Consider the following 18,679-nt stretch of genomic DNA (forward strand, 5'->3'; position numbering starts at 1 on the left):
GGTCAACTCCTGGACAGTAGAGGTTGTTTCAGGCGAACCAGCCCTGCGGCTCGGGTGCGGTGTTGCGCCAGATGTGCTTCGTCTCGCGGTACTCCGCGAGACCGGTCGGACCGAGCTCCCGCCCCGTGCCTGACTGCTTGAACCCGCCCCACTCCGCCTGCGGCAGATAGGGGTGGTAGTCGTTGATCCATACGGTGCCCAGGCGCAGCCGTCCCGCGACGCGCCGGGCCCTGCCCTCGTCGCCCGTCCACACCGCGCCCGCGAGACCGTAGACCGTGTCGTTCGCGAGCCGCACGGCCTCGTCCTCGTCGCCGTCGCGGAACCGCTCCACCGTCAGGACCGGGCCGAAGGACTCCTCCCGTACCACCGACATCCCCGCGTGACACTCGTCGAGGACCGTCGGCAGGTAGTAGAAGCCCCGGTTGTACGCGGGCCCCTCGGGCCGGGCGCCGCCGCAGCGCAGCACCGCGCCCTCGGTGACGCCCCGCGTGACGTAGGCCTCGACCTTGGCGCGATGCGCGGCCGAGATCAGCGGCCCGGTCCGGGCCCGCTCGTCGAAGGGACCTCCCAGGCGGATCTCGCCGGCCCTGCGCACGATCTCGTCGACGAACCGGTCGTGCAGCGCGTCCTCGACGAGCAGCCGCGCCCCCGCGGAACAGACCTGCCCCGAATGCAGGAACACCGCGGTCAGCGCCATGTCCACCGCCGTCTCGAAGTCGGCGTCCGCGAACACGATGTTCGGGTTCTTGCCGCCCAGTTCGAGCGCGACCTTCTTTACCGTCCCGGCGGCCGCCGCCATCAGCCGGCGGCCGGTCTGCAGACCACCGGTGAAGGAGAGCAGGTCGACGCCCGGGTGGTCGGCGAGCGGCGCACCCACCTCGGGGCCCGCGCCGAGCACGAGGTTGGCGACCCCGTCGGGCAGTCCCGCCTCGGCGAGCAGACGCATCAGGTGGATCGCGGTGTGCGGGGTGAGCTCGCTCGGTTTCAGGACGAAGGTGTTGCCCGCGGCGAGGGCCGGCGCGACCTTCCACGCCGTCTGGAGCAGCGGATAGTTCCACGGCGTGACGAGCCCGCAGACCCCGACCGGCTCGTGCACCACCCGGCTGTCGGCGTTCGCCGTGCCCGTGTCGATCACCCGTCCGGTCTCGACGGGGGCGAGCCGCCCGAAGTACCGGAAGCACTTCACGACGTCGCCGATGTCGTACGCGCTCTCCACCAGCCGCTTGCCGGTGTCGAGGGACTCGGCGCGGGCCAGCGCGTCCATGTCGCGGGCGATCAGATCGGCGACGCGCAGCAGCAGGTCGCCGCGGTCGGCGGCGGAAGTACCCGGCCACGGGCCCTCGTCGAACGCCCGGCGGGCCGCGGCGATCGCGTCGGACGTGTCCTTGCCGTCCGCCTCGTCGACCTCCGCGACGAGAGTGCCGTCGGCGGGACAGCGGATCTCCCGCGTGCGCCCGTCGCGGGCAGCCGTCCACACGCCGCCGATGAACAGATCAGGCACCGGTGCCTCCCAGCCTCTCGGTCAGCCAGGCGTGGAAGATCCCGATGTGGTGCTCGGCCGGCACCAGCACGCCGCCCGCCCGGTACGCGCGCGACGCCATCGCGGGCTGGGTGCGCTCGCAGGCGTCGAAGTCCTGGACGTTGACCCGGTGGAACAGCTCCACGGACTTCGACACGTCCGTGCCCGACTCGACGACCTCCGGCGCGTACAGCCAGTCGCACTCGACGACCGTGCGGTCCTCGGCGAGCGGGAACATCCGGTGCAGGATCACATGGTCGGGGACGAGGTTGATGAACACGGTCGGCTTGACCGTGATGGCGTAGTAGCGCCGGTCCTGCTCCTCGGCCACCTCGGGCAGCTTGGCGAACCCCGCGCTGCCGTCGACGGTGAAGCCCTCGACCTCCTCGGCGAACGCCGCGCCGTGCCCCACGTAGTACTGCGCCGCGTAGCCCTCCGCGAACTCCGGGAGCACATCGGTGAGTTCGGGATGGATCGTCGCGCAGTGGTAGCACTCCATGAAGTTCTCGACGATCAGCTTCCAGTTCGCCTTCACGTCGTACGTGATCCTTCGGCCGAGCGCGAGATCCTCCGTGCCGTACCGCTCGATGGACGCCGTGTCGCCGAGCCGCTCCACGGCCGCGCCGATCACGGTCTCCTCGAAGGACGGCGCCTCGTCGGCCAGGCACACCCACGCGTAGCCCAGCCATTCGCGCAGCTGCACCGTCACCAGGCCGTAGGTGGTGCGGTCGACGTCGGGCATCTTCACCAGGTTGGGAGCGGCGATCAGCTTGCCGTCGAGGTCGTACGTCCAGGCGTGGTACGGGCATTGGAGCGCGCGCCGCACCTCGCCGGACTCCTCGGTGCACAGCCGGGCGCCGCGGTGCCGGCAGACGTTGAGGAAGGCGCGCAGCTCTCCGGCCCGGTTACGGGTCACGATCACGCTCTCGCGGCCGACCTGGACGGTACGGAACGCACCGGGTCCGGCGAGGTCGGAGCCGCGTACGGCGCAGAACCACATCGATTCGAAGAGCCGCTCCTGCTCCCGCCGGAAGACGTCCGGGTCGGTGTAGAAGCGGCCGGGGAGCGTGGCGATCAGGCTGGGCGGGAGGTCGGTGGCCGTCAAGGCGGACTCCTCAGGCGGAAGGCGCGGGCGTGGTCGTCGCGGACAGCCGGCGCGGGTCGAAGAGTTCGATGGGGTGCTCGGTGACGCCGTTCAGCGCCAGGTCGGCGACGATTTCGCCGACGACGGGCACGAACTTGAAGCCGTGGCCGGAGAACCCGCACGCCACGGTCACCGAGCCGGGGTGCTCCGGATGGCGGGCGATCACGAAATGCTCATCGGGGGTGTTGGAGTACATGCAGGTGGCGGCCTTCAGGAAACGGCCGGGCAGGGACGGGATGCGCCGGGAGAGCTGCTCCGCCATCGCCGCGACCTCCTCCTCGCGCACGATCCGGTCGATGGTCTCCGGCGTGCACACCGTGCCCTTGCGGAAGAACGCCACCTTCGCGCCGAGGCCGGGACCGTCGATCGCGGGGAAGCCGTAGAACTGGACGTCGTCCGCGTCCTCCCAGATGTAGATCGGATGGTTCTCGGGGAGGAAGGGACCGGTGCCGCCCTCGGGCTGGAACCAGTACATGACCTGCCGCTCGATGGTGAACGGCACGCCCAGGTCGGTGAGCAGCTGCGGCGCCCAGGCACCCGGGCAGATCACCAGCTGGCCCGCGGTGTAGGTGTCCTCGGCGGTGTGGACCCGTACCCCGTCGCGGTACGGCTCCCAGCGCACCATCGGCTCCTCGAAGTGCAGATCCGCGCCAGAACGCGTCGCGAGCTGGAGGTGGGCGGCAACCGTGTTCTCCGGCCGGACGAGCCCGGCCCGCGCCTCGTACAGCGCCACCTCGTCCTCGGCCGGGGTGAGGGTGGGGAAGCGGCGGCGGATCTCCTTCGCGTCGAGCATCTCGTGCGGCAGGTCCCACCGCAGGGCCGAGAGCAGCGAACCGGACACCGTCCGGGAATCGGGACGGCCGACCATCACGCCGCCGCACAGCGTGGCGATGTCCCGGCCGGTGTCTCGCTCCAGTGCGTCGAACAGCTCGTAGGAGCGCAGCAGCAGCGGCACGTACGCGGGGTCCTCGAAGTACGACTGCCGCGTGATGCGCGAACCGCCGTGGCTCGAACCGCGGTTGTGGACCGGTCCGAACTTCTCCAGGCCGAGCACGCGCACACCGCGCGCGGACAGGTGGTGGGCGGCGGCACTGCCCATTCCGCCCAGGCCGACGACGATCACGTCATAGGTGGGTGACACGGTGGGGTCCTCCTCGGACGCTCCCTAGCGGCGGATGCGGCTCATGCCGGGGTCGAACAGCGGCTCGTCGGCGACGGTCGCGGGGACCTTCTCGCCGAAGTACTCGATGTGTACCGGGGTGCCCGCGGTGAGTGGGGGCAGCCACGCGTACGCGACGCAGCGGCCCAGTGTGTAGCCGTACGAGGCGCTGGTCACGTACCCCGCGGGCAGACCGCCGGCATACACCGGTTCCTTGCCGAGGACGACGGCCGCGGGGTCGTCGAGCAGCAGTGCGGTGAGCTTGCGCCGGGGCTCGCCCGCTTGCTTCAGAGCAGCCCGTCCGACGAAGTCGCCCTTGTCCATGCGTACGGCGAAACCGAGCCCGGCCTCGTACGGGGTGTCCTCGTCGGTCATGTCGTGGCCCCATGAGCGGTAGCCCTTCTCCAGGCGCAGGCTGTTGAAGGCGGAGCGGCCCGCGGCGATCACGCCGTGCTCCCGCCCGGCCTCCCAGAGCGTGTCCCAGAGCCGCAGCCCGAGGTCGGCGCCGGTGTACAGCTCCCAGCCGAGCTCGCCGACGTAGCTCAGCCGCATCGCCGTCACGGGTACGTGGCCGAGGTAGGTCTGTTTGGCGCGGAAGTAGCCGAAGCCCTGGTGGGAGAAGTCGTCCCGGGTCAGCGGCTGCACCAGCGCGCGGGCGAGAGGGCCCCACACCCCGATGCAGCAGGTGCCGGAGGTGATGTCGCGTATCCGCACGTCGTCGGGCGCGTGGCGCAGCAGCCAGTCCTCGTCGGCGCGGCTGTTGGCGCCGATCTGGAAGCGGTCGGCGGCCAGGCGGGCCACGGTGAGGTCCGAGCGGATGCCACCGGTCTCGTCGAGCAGCAGGGTGTAGGTCACCGCGCCTGGCTTCTTGGCGAGGTCGTTGGTGGTCATGCGCTGCAGGAAGGCCAGGGCGCCGGGGCCGGTGACCTCCAGCCTGCGCAGCGGGGTCATGTCGTACAGGGCGACCTTCTCACGGGTCGCCCGTGCCTCGGCGGCGGCGACCGGCGACCAGTAGCGGGCCGACCAGGAGTCCCGCCCCGGCAGGTCGATGGACTCGGCGAGCGGGGCGTTCGCCTCGTACCAGTGCGGTCGCTCCCAGCCGCCGCCCTCCAGGAAGCGGGCCCCGAGTTGCTCCTGGCGGGGGTGGAAGGGGCTCACCCGCAGGGGGCGCGGCTGCTCCATGGGCTGCAGCGGGTGCAGGACGTCGTACACCTCGACGAACTGCCGGGCCCCGCGGTCGGCGACGTACGCGGGGGAGCGCTGGGCGTCCTCGAAGCGGGTGAGATCGCACTCGTGGACGTCGATCCGGGGCCGGCCCTCCACCATCCACTCCGCGACGGCCCTCGCAACCCCCGCCGAATGGGTGACCCACACGGCCTCGGCGAGCCAGAACCCGCGCAGGGCGCGGGACTCGCCGAGCAGCGGCATGCCGTCCGGTGTGAAGGAGAAGACGCCGTTGAATCCCTCTTCGACCTCGCTTCCGGCGAGCGCGGGCAGCAGTTCCCGGCAGTCCTGCCAGCTCGGTGCGAAGTCCTCCGGTGTGAAGGGGTACGAGGACGGCATGACCGGTGCCTCGTCGTAGGCCGGGACGGTGAAGGGGTCGACGGGCAGCGGCCGGTGGGCGTAGCTGCCGATGCCGATCCTGTCGGTGTGCTCGCGGAAGTACAGGTCGCGGTCCTGGAACCGCAGGATCGGCCGGGACGCCTCGGTGCGCGGGTCGCCCGCGCCCGCGAGCTCCGGCAGGGGGCGGGTCTTCGCGTACTGGTGGGCGAGCGGCTGCAGGGGCACGTCGACGCCCGCCATCCGGCCGACGACCGGACCCCAGAAGCCGGCCGCCGATACGACGTGGTCGGCGGAGAAGACACCCCGGTCGGTGACGACCCCTGTCACCCGGCCGTCCTCCCGCTCGATGCCGGTGACGGTGTGCCGCTCCAGGAACCGGGCGCCGCGGCCCTCGGCGCGCTCCATCTGGGCGCGGCAGGCGAGGACGGCGCGGGCGAGGCCGTCGTCCGGGGTGAAGAACCCGCCGAGGACCTTGCTCGTGTCCAGCAGCGGCCACAGCTCCTTGCACCGCTCGGCGGAGACCAGCTCGCCGCGGATGCCCCAGGACGCGGCGTATCCGGCCCTGCGGTGGAGGTCGGCCAGACGCTCCTCGGTGGTGGCCAGTTCCAGACCGCCCACCGGGTTGAAGCAGGGCAGACCGTCGACTTCGAGTGCGCCGAACTTCTCGATGGTGTACCCGGCGAACGCGCTCAGCGTCTTCGACGGGTTGGTCCGGAAGACGAGACCAGGGGCGTGCGAGGTGGAACCCCCGGGGGCGGGGAGCGGGCCTTGTTCGAGGACCGTGACGTCGCTCCAGCCGCGGGCGGTCAGTTCGTCGGCGAGCGAGCAGCCGACGATGCCGGCGCCGATGACCACGACACGGGGACTGGGTGCGGGCGCGTGGGACATGCCCCTCCTTGAGTCGGGTGGGGACGGACGGCCTAGCGGACGGCCGGCAGGGTGGTGCGCTCGGCGGCGACGGTGGTGTCCTCGCCGTGCCCGGTGTGGACGACGGTCGCGCCGGGGAGCGTGAGCAGGCGGCGCCGTACGGACGCCAGGATCGTCGGCCGGTCGGAGTACGAGCGGCCGGTCGCGCCCGGACCGCCGCGGAAGAGGGTGTCGCCCGTGAACACGGCGTCGAGGAAGGGCGCGTGGAGGCTGCAGCTGCCCCAGGTGTGGCCGGGGGTGTGCAGAACGCGCACCTCGGTCGCCGCGACGAGCAGCCGCTGCCCGTCGGAGAGTTCACCGTCCGGAGCACGTGACGCGTGGACGTGGTCCCACAGTTCGCGGTCGGCCGGGTGCAGCAGGACCGGAGCACCGGTCGCCTCGGCCAGCGCGGCGGCCGCGCCGATGTGGTCGTCGTGGCCGTGGGTGCACACGACGGCGGTGACCCGGCGTCCCGCGACGGCGGCCAGGATCGCACGGGCGTCGTGGGCCGCGTCGACGACGAGGACCTCCTCGTCGTCGCCGATGAGCCAGACGTTGTTGTCGACGTCGAAGGTCTCGCCGTCGAGGGTGAACGTGCCCGAGGTGACGACCCGTTCGGCGCGCAGGCGGCCGCTCTGCCGGTTCGTCACAGCACCACGACCGAACGCAGGACCTCGCCCCGGTGCATCTTGGCGAAGGCCCTCTCCACCTCGTCGAGTGCGATCGTCTCGGAGACGAAGGCGTTCAGGTCGAGCCGGCCCGACAGGTACTGGTCGATGAGGACGGGGAAGTCACGGCTGGGCAGACAGTCCCCGTACCAGGAGGACCGCAGCGCGCCTCCGCGCGAGAACAGGTCGATGAGCGGCAGATCGATCCGCATGTCCGGGTCGGGCACCCCGACCTGCACGAGAACGCCCGCGTGGTCGCGCATGTAGAAGGCCTGGCGGTAGGTCTCGGGCCGGCCCACCGCGTCGATGGCGACGTCCACCCCGAGCCCGCCGGTGAGTCCGCGTACGGCCTCGACGGCGTCCGTCCCGCGGGAGTTGACCGTGTGGGTCGCGCCGAAGCGGGTCGCGGCGTCGAGTTTGCGGTCGTCGATGTCGACGGCGATGACGCGCCGGGCCCCGGCCAGCGAGGCTCCCGCGATCGCCGCGTTCCCGACGCCGCCGCAGCCGATCACCGCGACGGTGTCGCCCCGGCCGACGTTCCCGGTGTTCACCGCGGCCCCGTAGCCGGCCATCACTCCACAGCCGATGAGCCCGGCGGCCTCGGGCGGGGCGGCCGGGTCGACCTTCACTGCCTGCCCGGCTGCGACCAGGGTCTTCTCGGCGAAGGCGCCGATACCGAGGGCGGGGGAGAGGGGCGTGCCGTCCAGCAGCGTCATCGGCTGTGCGGCGTTGCGGGAGTCGAAGCAGTACCAGGGGCGGCCGCGGCGACAGGAACGGCAGTTGCCGCAGGGAGCGCGCCAGGCGAGGACCACGTAGTCGCCCGGTGTCAGATCGGTGACGCCCTCCCCGACCGCTTCGACGGTGCCCGCGGCCTCGTGGCCGAGCAGGAAGGGGAAGTCGTCGTTGACGGCGCCTTCCCGGTAGTGCAGATCCGTGTGGCAGACACCGCAGGCCTGTACGGAGACGAGAACCTCGCCGGGCCCGGGATCAGGGACGACGATCGTCTGCACCTCGACGGGTGCCCCCTTCTTCACGGCAACGACGGCACGGACCTCATGCGGCACGATGGGCTCCTCAGCTGTTGCGGAGTGCACGATGTGTTGCGCGATGGGGAACATAGTGGGAACGGCGACAACCCGCCGTCAAGGGGCGGGTGTTAACGACTGGCAAATCCGTGCGGGCCCGCGGAAACGCCCTCGGCACGAGCTCCACGCGCGTCCTCCCCGCATACGACGACGCGGGGCCGGGTCTCCCCGGCCCCGCGTCGAGTGGGCACCGCTCGGCGGAATGGCTCAGAAGCCGTAACCCATCCGTCGTGACAGCTCGTCGGCCGCGACGACCGTCCGCGCGGCGAGCTCCGGCAGCCGGTCCCGTCCGAGGCGGTAGGCGGGGCCCGAGACGCTGAGCGCGCCGAGCACCCTGCCGTCGTGCGCGCGCACCGGCGCGGCGACCGCGTTCAGGCCGAGTTCCAGTTCCTCCGCGACGATCGCGAAGCCCTGCGCGTACGCCGCGTCCAGCTCGGCCCGCAGCATGCCGGCGCTGGTCACCGTGTGCTCCGTGAACCGCGGCAGGGCCCGGGCGAGGAGTCCTTCGCGCAGCGTCGCCGGCAGATGGGCCAGGAGCACCTTCCCGCTGGAGGTGGCGTGCAGCGGAGTGCGACGGCCCAGCCAGTTCTGCGCGGTGACCGAGGCGGGGCCGCGCGCCTGCATGATGTTGACGGCGGCATCGTCGTCCAGGACCGCGATGTTCACCGTCTCGCCCAGTTCGTCGGCGAGTTCCCGGCACACCGGGGCGCCCTCCTGGGAGATGTCCAGGCGTACGGCCGCCGCCCCCGCCAGGCGCAGGATGCCCGCCCCGAGGAAGTACTTGCCGCGGTCCTGGGCCTGCGAGACCAGGCCCCGGTTCTCCAGCACGCAGAGCAGCCGGAACGCCGTGGACTTGTGCACGTCCAGCTCGTCGGCGATGTCGGTGACGCCCGCCTCGCCGCGCCGGGCGAGGATCTCCAGCACGCTCACGGCGCGGTCCACGGACTGGATCGCCCCCGCCCCCGTCTTGGGCGCCCGGTCCTGCGCTTCCTCGTTCTGTTCAGCCACTGCCTGGTCGCCGGTCATAGCTCAACTCTCGCCATCGTGCGGTCCATTGGGTACACAGGTGGGCACCCATCTTCGGGAAGCCCTTGACGCGGCGGGCACCCCGACCGGATTCTGTTGCGCATCACGCTCCATCATGCGCCATACGCAACCTCATGCTAGCGAAGAGTCCTGCCGAAGAGTCCTGGACCGAGGGGGGCCCGTGATTCCCGTCTGCCGCCTTGAAGACCTCCCCGCGGGCGAATCCGTCCGCATCGACACCACACCGCCCATCGCGGTGTTCAACGCCGACGGAGAGCTGTACGCCATCGACGACACCTGCAGCCATCAGGACGCCTCGCTCTCCGAGGGGTGGCTCGAAGGCTGTCTCGTCGAATGCCCGCTCCACGCCGCCTCGTTCGACGTCCGTACCGGGCAGCCGACCGGTCTGCCCGCCCGTCGTCCCGTCCGCACCCACGAAGTCGTCGTCGCCGACGGCGTCATCCACGTCCGCCCGGCCGCTCAGGAGGACACCGCCGCATGAGGACCGTCACCGTCGTCGGCGCCTCGCTCGCCGGCCTGTACGCCGCCCGCGAGCTGCGTGCCCAGGGCTTCGACGGACGGCTGGTGATCGTGGGCGAGGAACGTCACCGCCCCTACGACCGCCCGCCCCTGTCCAAGGACTTCCTCGCCGGCAGGGCGGACGAGGACCAACTCGCCCTCTGCGACACGGAGGAGGAGACAGGACTCGCCGCGCAGTGGCTGCTCGCCACGCGCGCCCGGGGGCTCGACGCGGGTGGCCGCACCCTGCTCCTCGACAACGGCAGGACGCTGCTCACCGACGGACTCGTCATCGCCACAGGGGCCTGTGCCCGGCGCCTGCCGGGCACCTCGGGACTCGCGGGCGTCCGATCGCTCCGTACGCTCGACGACGCGACGGCGCTGCGGGACGACCTGAGCGGCGGCACCCGGAGGGTCGTCGTGATCGGCGGCGGATTCATCGGCGCCGAGACCGCGTCCACCTGCGTCTCGCTCGGCCATGAGGTCACCGTCGTGGAGGCGGCGCCGCTGCCGCTCGTCCCGCAACTCGGCCCGGAGATGGCCGCCGTGTGCGCCACGCTGCACCGGCGCGGCGGAGCGGAGCTGATCACCGGCACCGGCGTCTCCCGGCTGCTGGGGCAGGGGGCCGTCACCGCCGTGGAGCTGACCGACGGGCGCAGGGTCCCCGCCGACCTCGTCGTCGTGGGCATCGGAGCCGTACCCAACACGGGCTGGCTCGCGGGCTCCACCCTCCCGCTCGGCGACGGTGTGCTCTGCGACGACGGCTGCGTCACCGCGCTGCCGCAGGTCGTCGCGGTCGGCGACGTCGCCCGCGTGGGAGGGCTGCGCGCCGAGCACTGGACCAGCGCGACCGAGCAACCCGCCGTCGCGGTGCGCAACCTGCTGGCGGGCCGGACGGTGGACAGTGCCCGCCCGCTGCCCTACTTCTGGTCGGACCAGTACGGCGCACGCATCCAGTTCGCGGGGCGACGGGGCGAGGGCGACACGGTCCGCGTCGTCGAAGGCTCCACGGACGAGGGGAGCTTCCTGTGCGTGTACGAGCGTGAGGGCCGTACGACGGCGGTGCTGGCCGTCGACCGGCCGAGGCCCTTCCTGCGTGCCCGCCGTGAACTCGCCCGCTCGGCCGCGCTGCCCGTATCAGTACGCGGCAGAGCCGGTGCCGGTGCCGGTGCCGCTTCCGGCGTCGGCGTCGGCGTCGTCGTACGGAGCCCGCAGGCGCAGCCGCGCGGCGAGGATGGCGACGTCGTCCTCGGCGTGGGCGGCGTCGAGTGCGCCGCAGACCGCGTCCACCACGTCCGTGAGGGGCCCGGTGGTGGGCGGGCGGAGGGCGGCGAGGCGGGCGAGTGAGGTGTCGATGTCCTCGCCCCGGCGTTCCACCAGGCCGTCCGTGTAGAGCAGCAGCGTCTGCTCCGCCGTGATGGGCCGGGCGAGTGCCTCGTACCCTCCGACACCCGTGCCCAGCGGCGGGCCGACCGGTACCTCCAGGAGCTCGCCCGGGCCGTCGCGCGTGAACACGGCGGGCGGGAGGTGACCCGCGCTGGCGTACACGGCCATGCCGCGGGCCGGATCGATCCGCACGAGCAGGCAGGTCGCGGGCCGACGGGACTCGTCCGCCGCGGACAGGGCGTCGAGCTGCCGCAGCACCCGGTGCGGGGCGAGGTCGGTGGAGGCGACCTCGCGCAGGACGGAACGGTAGGCGTTCATGTCGACGGCGGCGTCCAGACCGTGTCCCATGACGTCCCCGACCACCAGCAGGGTGCGGCCGAAGTGCAGGCGCACGGTCTCGAACCAGTCGCCGCCGACGATGGCGCGGGATCCGACCGGCAGGTAGCGGCTGGCGATCTCCAGGTTCGGGTGGGGGCGGCCCGGTTCGGCGACGAGCGCCCGCTGCAGGTCCAGCGCGGTCTTCTCCGCGGCCGCCAGGCGCCGGGCGAGGCCGATGTGCAGGCCGGCGAGCCGGGCGGCGAAGTGCATCGTCGCCGTCTCGTGGTCGTCGAAGCCGGTGGGGGCCCGGGCCGCGAGGAGCCGTCCGTAGGTCTCGTCCCGGCCGACCAGGGGAACCGAGACGAAGTGGACGGGCCCCTGCGCGGAGCGCCCGGTCCACACCCGCAACGGCCGGCCCTGGTCCAGCGCCCGTACCGCGGGTGCGCTGTCGGCGGCGGGGCCTTCCAGCAGGTCCGTCGCGCCCGCGGTGGCCACGCGCTCGCTCCTGCCGCCCCGGCCGGTCACGTCCACGGCCGCGGCGCCGCTCAGCGTACGGACGAGGAACCCGGCCAGCTCCCGGCAGGTCTCCCGCTCGTCCCGGGACGTTCCGATACTTTCGAGGGCCTCTTCCATGGCGTGCAGGCGTGCTGCCGAGCCGTCCCGCTCCGCCATCTGGCCTCCCTCGCTCGTCCGCCCCGGGCAGCCGGGCCGAGGAAGGCATTCCACCAGCCCGCCCCGGCCTGTGGGGATCAGCGAGGGGCGTGTCCGTTTCCGTGTACGTCGACCGTACCGAAGGGAGCAGACGCGCCGGGCGCGGCGACGCCGTGAGGTCGGTCCGACCGGGCCGTGTCCGCCGAAGCGGATGCGGCCGCCGCCCTCGCTCCGTATGCTCGGGCGCGGGAGAGCCCGGCGGCCGACCTCGCCCACCCCGTGCGGTGGCGATCGCCGGACCAGCTGCTCAGGGATCGGATGTGCTGCGGATGCATGGGACGTGGAGCCCTTCATGACCACACCGAGGGACCTGCTGATCGTCGCCATGGACACGGAGGCCGGTCGCCCTGCCGAACAGGGCACCCTGTCGCTCGCTCTCGCGGGCGCCGAGATCATCGACCTCCTCGCCGCCCAAGCCGTCGGACTGGACGGCGATGACATCGTGCCGGGCCGGCAGCCGGTACCGGCGGACCGCCTGCTGGACGAGGCCGCCGCGTCGCTCGTCCGGGAGGCGCCCTACGAGTCGGTCGACGACTGGCTGTGGCGCAGGGGCCGCGGGCTGTCCGCGACCTACCAGGCCGCGCTCGAAGCAGACGGAGACCTCATCCGGCAACGCCGCCGCGGGATTGCCTTCGGGGCCGGTCAGCCGGTGCTGGCGGATTCGCCCGCACGCCGCCGGGCCGCCGACCGCTGGGCATCGGACGAACCCGTCCTCGCCGCCCTCGCGGAGGCCGCCGGGATCGGCGGCGAGCGGACCGGAGACGTTCCGGAGGTGACCGACGACGCCGTCGCGACGGTGCTGGCCGCGGTCAACGACGCGTTGCTGGAACTGGAGTCCGTGCGGCAACGCCGAGCCATCGAAGAGGCGGCCTTCGACAACATCTGGCGAGGCAGCGCCGGATGACGCCGGAGCTCCCAGGCCGGGGATCCGACCCGGGAGCCCGCGCCGCAGCCGGCCGTGCCGTCGCTCCGCTACAGGGACTCGGTCCGCTACAGGGACAGGGCCGCCCGGGCTTGCTTGGATTCGACCCGTCCCAGCGGGTCGGAGCCGGCCGTGAGAGCGTCACGCGCCGCCTGCCAAGCGGGGTCTTCGGGGTAGAGCTCGCTGCGGAGGTAGGCCCAGGTGAGCCGCTGGACCGCGGACACCCGCTCGGGGTTCTCGTCCGTGGTCTCGGCGACGTCGTATCCAGAGACCCCGCCCAGCCCGTGCTCCGCGTCGAACAGGGTGAGCAGGGCCTTGCGGCCCGGTGAGAGGACGTACGGATCGGTATGCCACTCCGGGCCCTGGACCGTCAGGTGGGCAGAGGTGTCCTTGTCGCCGGCCACCACGAGCGTGGGCGTCGTCATCCGGGAGAAATCCGTGGTCGAGAAGAACGGGTAGGTCTCGGCCACGAACTTGGTGAGGGAGTCGCCCCCTCTGCCCGGCGCGGCAAGCAGCACACCCGCCTTGATCCGGGGCTCGGCGAGGTCCACTTCCGTTCCGTCGTGCGGATCGGTGAGCCGGGCGCCCAGCAGCAGGCTCGCGGTGTGCCCGCCCATCGAGTGCCCGGCTACCGCGACCCTGCTTCGGTCCAGGCGCCCGAGGAGCTGCGGGACGGCGGCCTCGATCACGTCGAGCCGGTCGAGGATGTGCTTCATGTCCTCGGCCCTCGATCGCCAGTACAGGGGCGCCCCGGAGGTATCGGGATCCAGGCTCAGCGTCGTCGAACTCAGATGGGTGGGCTGGATCACGACGAAGCCGTGCGCCGCCCAGAAGTTGACGAGTGGTGCGTAGCCGTTCAGCGAGGAGAGGTTGTTCGAGTAGCCCTGGCCGTGCGAGAGGAGGATGATCGGCAGCTCGCTCCCGGTCACCGGCGCGGAGACCCGTACCTGCAGGTCCACGGCTCGGCCGGGAGCCGGCAGGACAACCGGAGCGACCGAGAGGACGGGAGCGGGTGAGGTGACGGCGTCGGCTGCGCGAGTCGATTCGCTCATGATTCGCATGTCCCTTTCATGGCCTCCGTGCCGGTCTCATGTGGCCGGCAGCGGGTGAGGCGGTTGGGGGAGGCCCGCTTCAGCTACACTCAAAGCGGAGCGTCGTTCCGTTTAATATACGGAGCACTGTTCCGCTTTGTCAACGGCCGTCGGAAGGAGAGCGTGGTGCCCAGTACGAGCCACTCCGGGGAGGTGCCGGCCCGAAGCAAACGGGCCGACGCGCGGCGCAACCAGCAGACGCTGCTCGACGCCGCCGCTGCGGTGTTCGTGACCTCAGGCGTCGACGCGCCGATCCGTGAGATCGCGGCCAGGGCCGGCGTCGGGATGGGGACGATCTACCGACACTTCCCCAATCGGGCCGATCTCGTCGTCGCCGTCTACCGCCACCAGGTCGATGCCTGCGCCGAGGCGGGCCCGGCCCTGCTGGCCGGCGCCGACTCTCCGCTCGCGGCGCTCCGTCAGTGGGTCGACCTCTTCGTTGATTTCCTGGTCACGAAGCACGGACTCGCCAACGCGATGCAATCGGACAGCAGCGGCTTCGACGCGCTGCACAGGTACTTCCTCGACCGCCTGGTGCCCGTCTGTGCGCAGCTGCTCGAAGCCGCAGAGGACGCCGGCGAGATCAGGCCCGGTACGCACGCCTACGAACTGATGCGAGGCATCGGCAACCTCTGCATCGGGCGTGGCGACGATCCCCGCTACGACCCCCGTCGATTGGTCGAACTGCTCCTCCAGGGACTGCGGGAGCGCAGCCGTCCCGATCTCGACGGTGAGCCTGAGCAGCAGTGACCACCCGAGCGCACCCTCCGCTGTCCGAGCCCCGACCGCTCGGTGAACTCCGAAGCTGGCCCGGCGGTTTCACGGACCGGCTGACCTCTCCCTTGCCGGGGATCGCCGATTTCGTCCGCCTCGCCCTGCGGGGCGAACGCCTGCGCCCGTCAGCCGAAAACCGGGCCCAGATCCCCGACCTGCCCTTCCAGCCCGGCCCGCTGCCCGAGGCCGGGCCCGCGGACCTGGCCCTGACCTGGGTGGGACACGCGAGTTACGTCCTGCGGATCGGAGGCCTCACCGTCCTCACCGACCCGGTCTGGTCGCGGCGGATCGTGGGAACCCCGGACCGGGTGACGCCCGTCGGCGTTGCCTGGGAAGACCTTCCGCCGGTCGACGCCGCGGTCATCAGCCACAACCACTACGACCACCTCGACGCTCCCACCCTGGACCGACTGCCGCGCGACACCCCGGTGTTCGTGCCGGCCGGTCTCGCCCGCTGGGTGCGCGGCCGGGGCTTCGAACGGGTCACCGAACTCGACTGGTGGGAAGCGGCGGAACTGATCGGCGAAGCAGGCCCGGTCCGCTTCGACTTCGTACCCTCCCACCACTGGAGCCGACGCGGCCTGACCGACACCTGCCGGAGCCTGTGGGGCGGCTGGGTCCTGACCGCGCCCGACGGCCGGCGCCTCTACTTCGCGGGGGACACCGGATACGGACACTGGTTCGGGGAGATCGGCGCCCGCTACCCCGGGATCGACGTCGCACTCCTGCCGATCGGCGCGTACGAGCCGCGCTGGATGCTGTCGCCCGTCCACACGTCTCCGGAGGAGGCCGTCCGCGCCTGCGCCGATCTCGGCGCGCGGATCATGTCGCCGATGCACTGGGCGACGTTCCTGCTCTCGGCCGAGCCGCCGCTGGAGCCCCTGCACCGGGTGCGGGCCGCGTGGGCGGAGGCGGGACGCCCCGCCGCGGACCTCTGGGACCTTCCCGTCGGCGGCTCCCGCGTACACCGCAGCGGCGACGGCCCGGACGGCTCGCCGACCGCATCCTCGTAGCGGGCCGAGGGAAGATGGCGGGTGCCCCCGCTGGACGAAGTCCAGGACCGCTCAACGGCTTTCCGTTCCGTCAGCCCGGTCTTGCGTCCGAACCCGCCAGCGACTGGGCGGAGATACCGAGGTCGGCGGGCTCCGCGGCCGCCGTGCACGGGCGGGCTGCGCCGTCCAGCACGGACCCCGTCGCCCGCTGGCGGCGGATGTGGCGGGTGCGTACGGCGGTGTACAGCGCGGCGGTGATGACGCTGGTGGCGCACCAGGCGCCGAGGACCACGACGATCGTGGTGAGGACGGCCACGAGGGCTCCTCGGGTGTGAGACGGAAGAGGCGGGACTGGCACGGCAGCGGTGTCGGCCGCTGTCACGGAGGAACGGGCGGCAGGGTGTTCGGCGGCGCAGTGGCCCCCGAGGCGCATCGCGGCGGTGACCGAGTGCCGAGATGAGCTGGGCTAGGGGTACTCACCGTGACCGACACGTACCCCAACGGCATGGACTTCACGCTGACCACCTCCGACGACTTCAAGCCGGTGACGGGAAACGTCGAGGGCGACAGTTGAGTTCGGCGGTACGCGGGTCCCGGCCGGGTGTGGTTCGGCCCGTTCCCCTCGGCGGGGTGGCAGGGTGGGGGTATGTGTGGTCGCTATGCCTCCTCCCGGGCCCCGGAGGACCTCGCGGGCCTCTTCGACGCCGAGCGGGATCCCGGCGCCGGGGAACTCGGGCCCTCGTGGAACGTGGCCCCGACCGATGACGTGTGGGCGGTTCTGGAGCGCGCCGACCGCGGTACCGGAGAGGTGGCGCGGCAGCTGCGGCCGGTGCGCTGGGGCCTGGTGCCGTCGTGGGCCAAGGACCCGGCCGTCGGCTCGCGGATGATCAACGCGAGGGTGGAGACCGTGCACGAGAAGCCGGCGTACCGGCGCGCGTTCACCCGGCGGCGGTGTCTGCTGCCCGCGGACGGCTTCTACGAGTGGGTCGCGGTGCCCGCCACCGGCTCGGCCAAGGCCTACAAGCAGCCGTACTTCATCCGCCCCGAGGACGCGGGGGTGATGGCCATGGCCGGGCTGTACGAGTTCTGGCGCGATCCGGGCGTCAAGGACGACGACGACCCGTCCGCGTGGCTGACCACGGCGACGATCATCACCACCGAGGCCACCGATCTGGCCGGCCGCGTCCACCCCCGCATGCCGCTGGCCCTCGACCCGGGGGACTACGACACCTGGCTCGATCCCGCCCACCAGGACACAGCCGATCTCCGTGCTCTCCTCCACACCCCGGCCGGAGGCCGTCTCGCGGTGACCGCGGTCTCGACCGCGGTCAACAGCGTCCGCAACAACGGGCCCCACCTCCTGGAACCCGCCACCCCGTGACGCCGGCCTCGGCGTGGCCGCCGGTGGCGGCGCAACCCGTGCCCCGCTCCGTCGTTCATCAGTGGCGTACGGCAGAAATCCATGCGGCGGGCGCGTGCGCCCTTGCTCCCGCGGCACCGGCGATCGGGCCCCCGACCACTTGGAGGAGACGACGTGCTTCGTGCGGCTGTGCACCGGATCGGACGGAGTCTCGCGGTCGCGGCCACCGTCGTGTGCGCCATCGGGGCCCTCGCCGCCGCTCCGGCCGGGGCCGATGTGGCGGGCCCGGTCTTCGACCGGGAGTTCGCGGACCCGGACATCGTGAAGGTGGGGAGTACCTACCACGCGTACGCGACGAATGAGGGCAGCAAGTACATTCAGCACACGACGTCCCAGGACCTGGCGCATTGGTCGATGGCCGGCTCCGACGCCTTGCCCGAAGTCGGGGGTTGGGCGGATCCGGACCACCGGCAGGTATGGGCGCCCGAGGTGTTCGACAACGGCCGCGGCTTCACCATGCACTACACCGCCCTCGACCGCGCGAGCGGTAGGCAGTGCATCGGCGTCGCCCTCTCCTCCTCCCCGGACGGACCGTTCCGGCCCGTCGGCGTCGGGCCGCTGGTCTGCCCGGCCGCCCAGGGCGGCGCCATCGATGCCGCGAGCTACACGGAGAACGGCGAGCGGTACCTGCTGTGGAAGAACGATGGCAACTGCTGCGAGATGGACACGTGGCTCCATCTCCAGGCCGTCTCCTGGGACGGTACCCGGACCACGGGTGAGCCTCTCCGACTCATCAAGCAGGACCGGGAGTGGGAGGGGCGAGTGGTCGAAGCCCCCACCCTCGTCAAGCGGGACGGCCGCTACGTGCTGTTCTACTCGGCCGACTTCTACGACGGCGACGGGTACAAGACCGGCTATGCGGTGGCGGCCAGCCTCACGGGCCCGTACACCAAGGCGGCCGCACCGCTGATGACCACGGCGTCCTTCAGCGGTGCGGTGCACGGTCCGGGGGGTCAGGACGTGGTGACGGGACCCGACGGACGGGACCGGATCGTCTTCCACGGCTGGCGCGACGGCGGTGTCCGACGACGCGTCATGTATGCGGCCGACCTGGGGTTCGCCGACGGCCTTCCGGTGGTCCGGGGCAGCAGAGTGGTCTACCAGGCAGAGAGCGCACGGGTGAACCGCGCGGTCGTCCGCGACGCCGTCGGCGCCCTCGACGGGAGGGCGGTCGGCTACATCGACCACGAAGACAGCTTCGCCGAATTCACCGTCTTCGCCGCCTCGGAAGGCCCCCACACCCTCTGGGCGCGATTCGCCAACGGCTCCCGGAACAGCGCCGACGGCCCGGCACCGGCCTCGCACCTCCTGACGGTCAACGGCCGGGCCGCGGGCGCCGTGAACTATCCGCACACCGGCTGGGACCGCTGGGACGAGTCGGCGGTGTCCGTCACCTTGCGCAAGGGCTGGAACGCCGTTCGTCTGTCCAAGGGCGAGCGCTATGCCGAGCTGGACTGCGTGGCGGTGGCCTGAGCC

16 protein-coding genes and 1 pseudogene are annotated in these 18,679 nt (G+C 72.1%); 7 read left to right on the forward strand and 10 right to left on the reverse strand.

Going from position 1 to position 18,679, the window contains the following annotated elements:
* Positions 1-28 precede the first annotated feature (28 nt).
* From OG429_RS36730 to OG429_RS36760, 7 genes are all read right to left on the reverse strand, one after another.
* The gene (locus OG429_RS36730) at positions 29-1,501 is read right to left on the reverse strand and encodes an aldehyde dehydrogenase family protein (protein ID WP_328929583.1); all 1,473 of its coding nucleotides are present in this window, start codon (positions 1,499-1,501) and stop codon (positions 29-31) included.
* Positions 1,494-2,624: an aromatic ring-hydroxylating oxygenase subunit alpha gene (locus OG429_RS36735; protein ID WP_328929584.1), complete on the reverse strand. Its 1,131-nt coding sequence runs from the start codon at positions 2,622-2,624 to the stop codon at positions 1,494-1,496. The genes OG429_RS36730 and OG429_RS36735 overlap by 8 nt, the downstream gene beginning before the upstream one ends.
* 10 nt (positions 2,625-2,634) lie before the next feature.
* On the reverse strand, positions 2,635-3,804 hold the full coding sequence (solA, locus tag OG429_RS36740; protein ID WP_328929585.1) for an N-methyl-L-tryptophan oxidase: 1,170 nt from the start codon (positions 3,802-3,804) through the stop codon (positions 2,635-2,637).
* A 24-nt stretch (positions 3,805-3,828) separates the two neighbouring features.
* Positions 3,829-6,273: a GcvT family protein gene (locus tag OG429_RS36745; RefSeq protein WP_328929586.1), complete on the reverse strand. Its 2,445-nt coding sequence runs from the start codon at positions 6,271-6,273 to the stop codon at positions 3,829-3,831.
* A 32-nt stretch (positions 6,274-6,305) separates the two neighbouring features.
* Entirely contained in the window at positions 6,306-6,941 is a 636-nt protein-coding gene (locus tag OG429_RS36750) for an MBL fold metallo-hydrolase (protein ID WP_328929587.1), read from the reverse strand.
* Positions 6,938-8,023 carry an S-(hydroxymethyl)mycothiol dehydrogenase gene (locus tag OG429_RS36755; RefSeq protein ID WP_328929588.1) on the reverse strand — a complete coding sequence of 362 codons (1,086 nt, stop codon included), beginning with the start codon at positions 8,021-8,023 and terminating at the stop codon, positions 6,938-6,940. Before OG429_RS36755 ends, OG429_RS36750 begins: the two co-directional genes overlap by 4 nt.
* A 228-nt stretch (positions 8,024-8,251) precedes the next feature.
* Complete coding sequence (locus tag OG429_RS36760; protein WP_328929589.1) at positions 8,252-9,070, reverse strand: IclR family transcriptional regulator; 819 nt, start codon at positions 9,068-9,070, stop codon at positions 8,252-8,254.
* A 181-nt stretch (positions 9,071-9,251) separates the two neighbouring features.
* On the opposite strand from OG429_RS36760, the gene OG429_RS36765 reads away from it, so the two are divergent.
* Both OG429_RS36765 and OG429_RS36770 read left to right on the forward strand, forming a co-directional pair.
* Entirely contained in the window at positions 9,252-9,572 is a 321-nt protein-coding gene (locus tag OG429_RS36765; protein WP_328929590.1) for a bifunctional 3-phenylpropionate/cinnamic acid dioxygenase ferredoxin subunit, read from the forward strand.
* A pseudogene (locus OG429_RS36770) lies at positions 9,569-10,714 on the forward strand (NAD(P)/FAD-dependent oxidoreductase); the annotation flags it as partial. The gene OG429_RS36765 and the pseudogene OG429_RS36770, both read left to right, overlap by 4 nt.
* A 12-nt stretch (positions 10,715-10,726) precedes the next feature.
* Here the strand turns inward: OG429_RS36770 and OG429_RS36775 are convergent.
* A complete protein-coding gene (locus tag OG429_RS36775) occupies positions 10,727-11,965 on the reverse strand; it encodes a PP2C family protein-serine/threonine phosphatase (protein WP_328929591.1) in 1,239 nt (412 codons plus the stop codon).
* Positions 11,966-12,296: 331 nt separating this feature from the next.
* Between OG429_RS36775 and OG429_RS36780 the strand changes: the two genes are divergently transcribed.
* A complete protein-coding gene (locus tag OG429_RS36780; protein WP_328929592.1) occupies positions 12,297-12,908 on the forward strand; it encodes a GOLPH3/VPS74 family protein in 612 nt (203 codons plus the stop codon).
* An 86-nt stretch (positions 12,909-12,994) separates the two neighbouring features.
* Here OG429_RS36780 and OG429_RS36785 read toward each other — a convergent pair whose 3' ends face one another.
* On the reverse strand, positions 12,995-13,978 hold the full coding sequence (locus OG429_RS36785; protein WP_328929593.1) for an alpha/beta hydrolase family protein: 984 nt from the start codon (positions 13,976-13,978) through the stop codon (positions 12,995-12,997).
* Positions 13,979-14,143: 165 nt separating this feature from the next.
* Here OG429_RS36785 and OG429_RS36790 point away from each other — a divergent pair, with 165 nt between their 5' ends.
* Both OG429_RS36790 and OG429_RS36795 read left to right on the forward strand, forming a co-directional pair.
* Positions 14,144-14,767: a TetR/AcrR family transcriptional regulator gene (locus OG429_RS36790; protein WP_328929594.1), complete on the forward strand. Its 624-nt coding sequence runs from the start codon at positions 14,144-14,146 to the stop codon at positions 14,765-14,767.
* Complete coding sequence (locus tag OG429_RS36795; RefSeq protein ID WP_328929595.1) at positions 14,764-15,804, forward strand: MBL fold metallo-hydrolase; 1,041 nt, start codon at positions 14,764-14,766, stop codon at positions 15,802-15,804. The genes OG429_RS36790 and OG429_RS36795 overlap by 4 nt, the downstream gene beginning before the upstream one ends.
* A 70-nt stretch (positions 15,805-15,874) precedes the next feature.
* Here the strand turns inward: OG429_RS36795 and OG429_RS36800 are convergent, their stop codons facing one another.
* Positions 15,875-16,099, reverse strand: a complete 225-nt coding sequence (locus OG429_RS36800; RefSeq protein ID WP_328929596.1) for a hypothetical protein — start codon at positions 16,097-16,099, stop codon at positions 15,875-15,877.
* Between the two features lie 330 nt (positions 16,100-16,429).
* On the opposite strand from OG429_RS36800, the gene OG429_RS36805 reads away from it, so the two are divergent.
* Together OG429_RS36805 and OG429_RS36810 are read left to right on the forward strand one after the other, a co-directional pair.
* Entirely contained in the window at positions 16,430-17,164 is a 735-nt protein-coding gene (locus OG429_RS36805) for an SOS response-associated peptidase (protein ID WP_328929597.1), read from the forward strand.
* Between the two features lie 153 nt (positions 17,165-17,317).
* On the forward strand, positions 17,318-18,676 hold the full coding sequence (locus tag OG429_RS36810) for a family 43 glycosylhydrolase (protein ID WP_328929598.1): 1,359 nt from the start codon (positions 17,318-17,320) through the stop codon (positions 18,674-18,676).
* Positions 18,677-18,679 lie beyond the last annotated feature (3 nt).

Source organism: Streptomyces sp. NBC_00190, assembly GCF_036203305.1.
Classification (GTDB): Bacteria; Actinomycetota; Actinomycetes; order Streptomycetales; family Streptomycetaceae; genus Streptomyces.

Coding starts and splice junctions, on each gene's coding strand:
- OG429_RS36785 (WP_328929593.1), bottom strand. CDS start 13,978: ATGAGCGAATCGACTCGCGCAGCCGACGCCGTCACCTCACCCGCTCCC.
- OG429_RS36775 (WP_328929591.1), bottom strand. CDS start 11,965: ATGGCGGAGCGGGACGGCTCGGCAGCACGCCTGCACGCCATGGAAGAG.
- OG429_RS36780 (WP_328929592.1), top strand. CDS start 12,297: ATGACCACACCGAGGGACCTGCTGATCGTCGCCATGGACACGGAGGCC.
- OG429_RS36745 (WP_328929586.1), bottom strand. CDS start 6,273: ATGTCCCACGCGCCCGCACCCAGTCCCCGTGTCGTGGTCATCGGCGCC.
- OG429_RS36805 (WP_328929597.1), top strand. CDS start 16,430: ATGTGTGGTCGCTATGCCTCCTCCCGGGCCCCGGAGGACCTCGCGGGC.
- OG429_RS36760 (WP_328929589.1), bottom strand. CDS start 9,070: ATGACCGGCGACCAGGCAGTGGCTGAACAGAACGAGGAAGCGCAGGAC.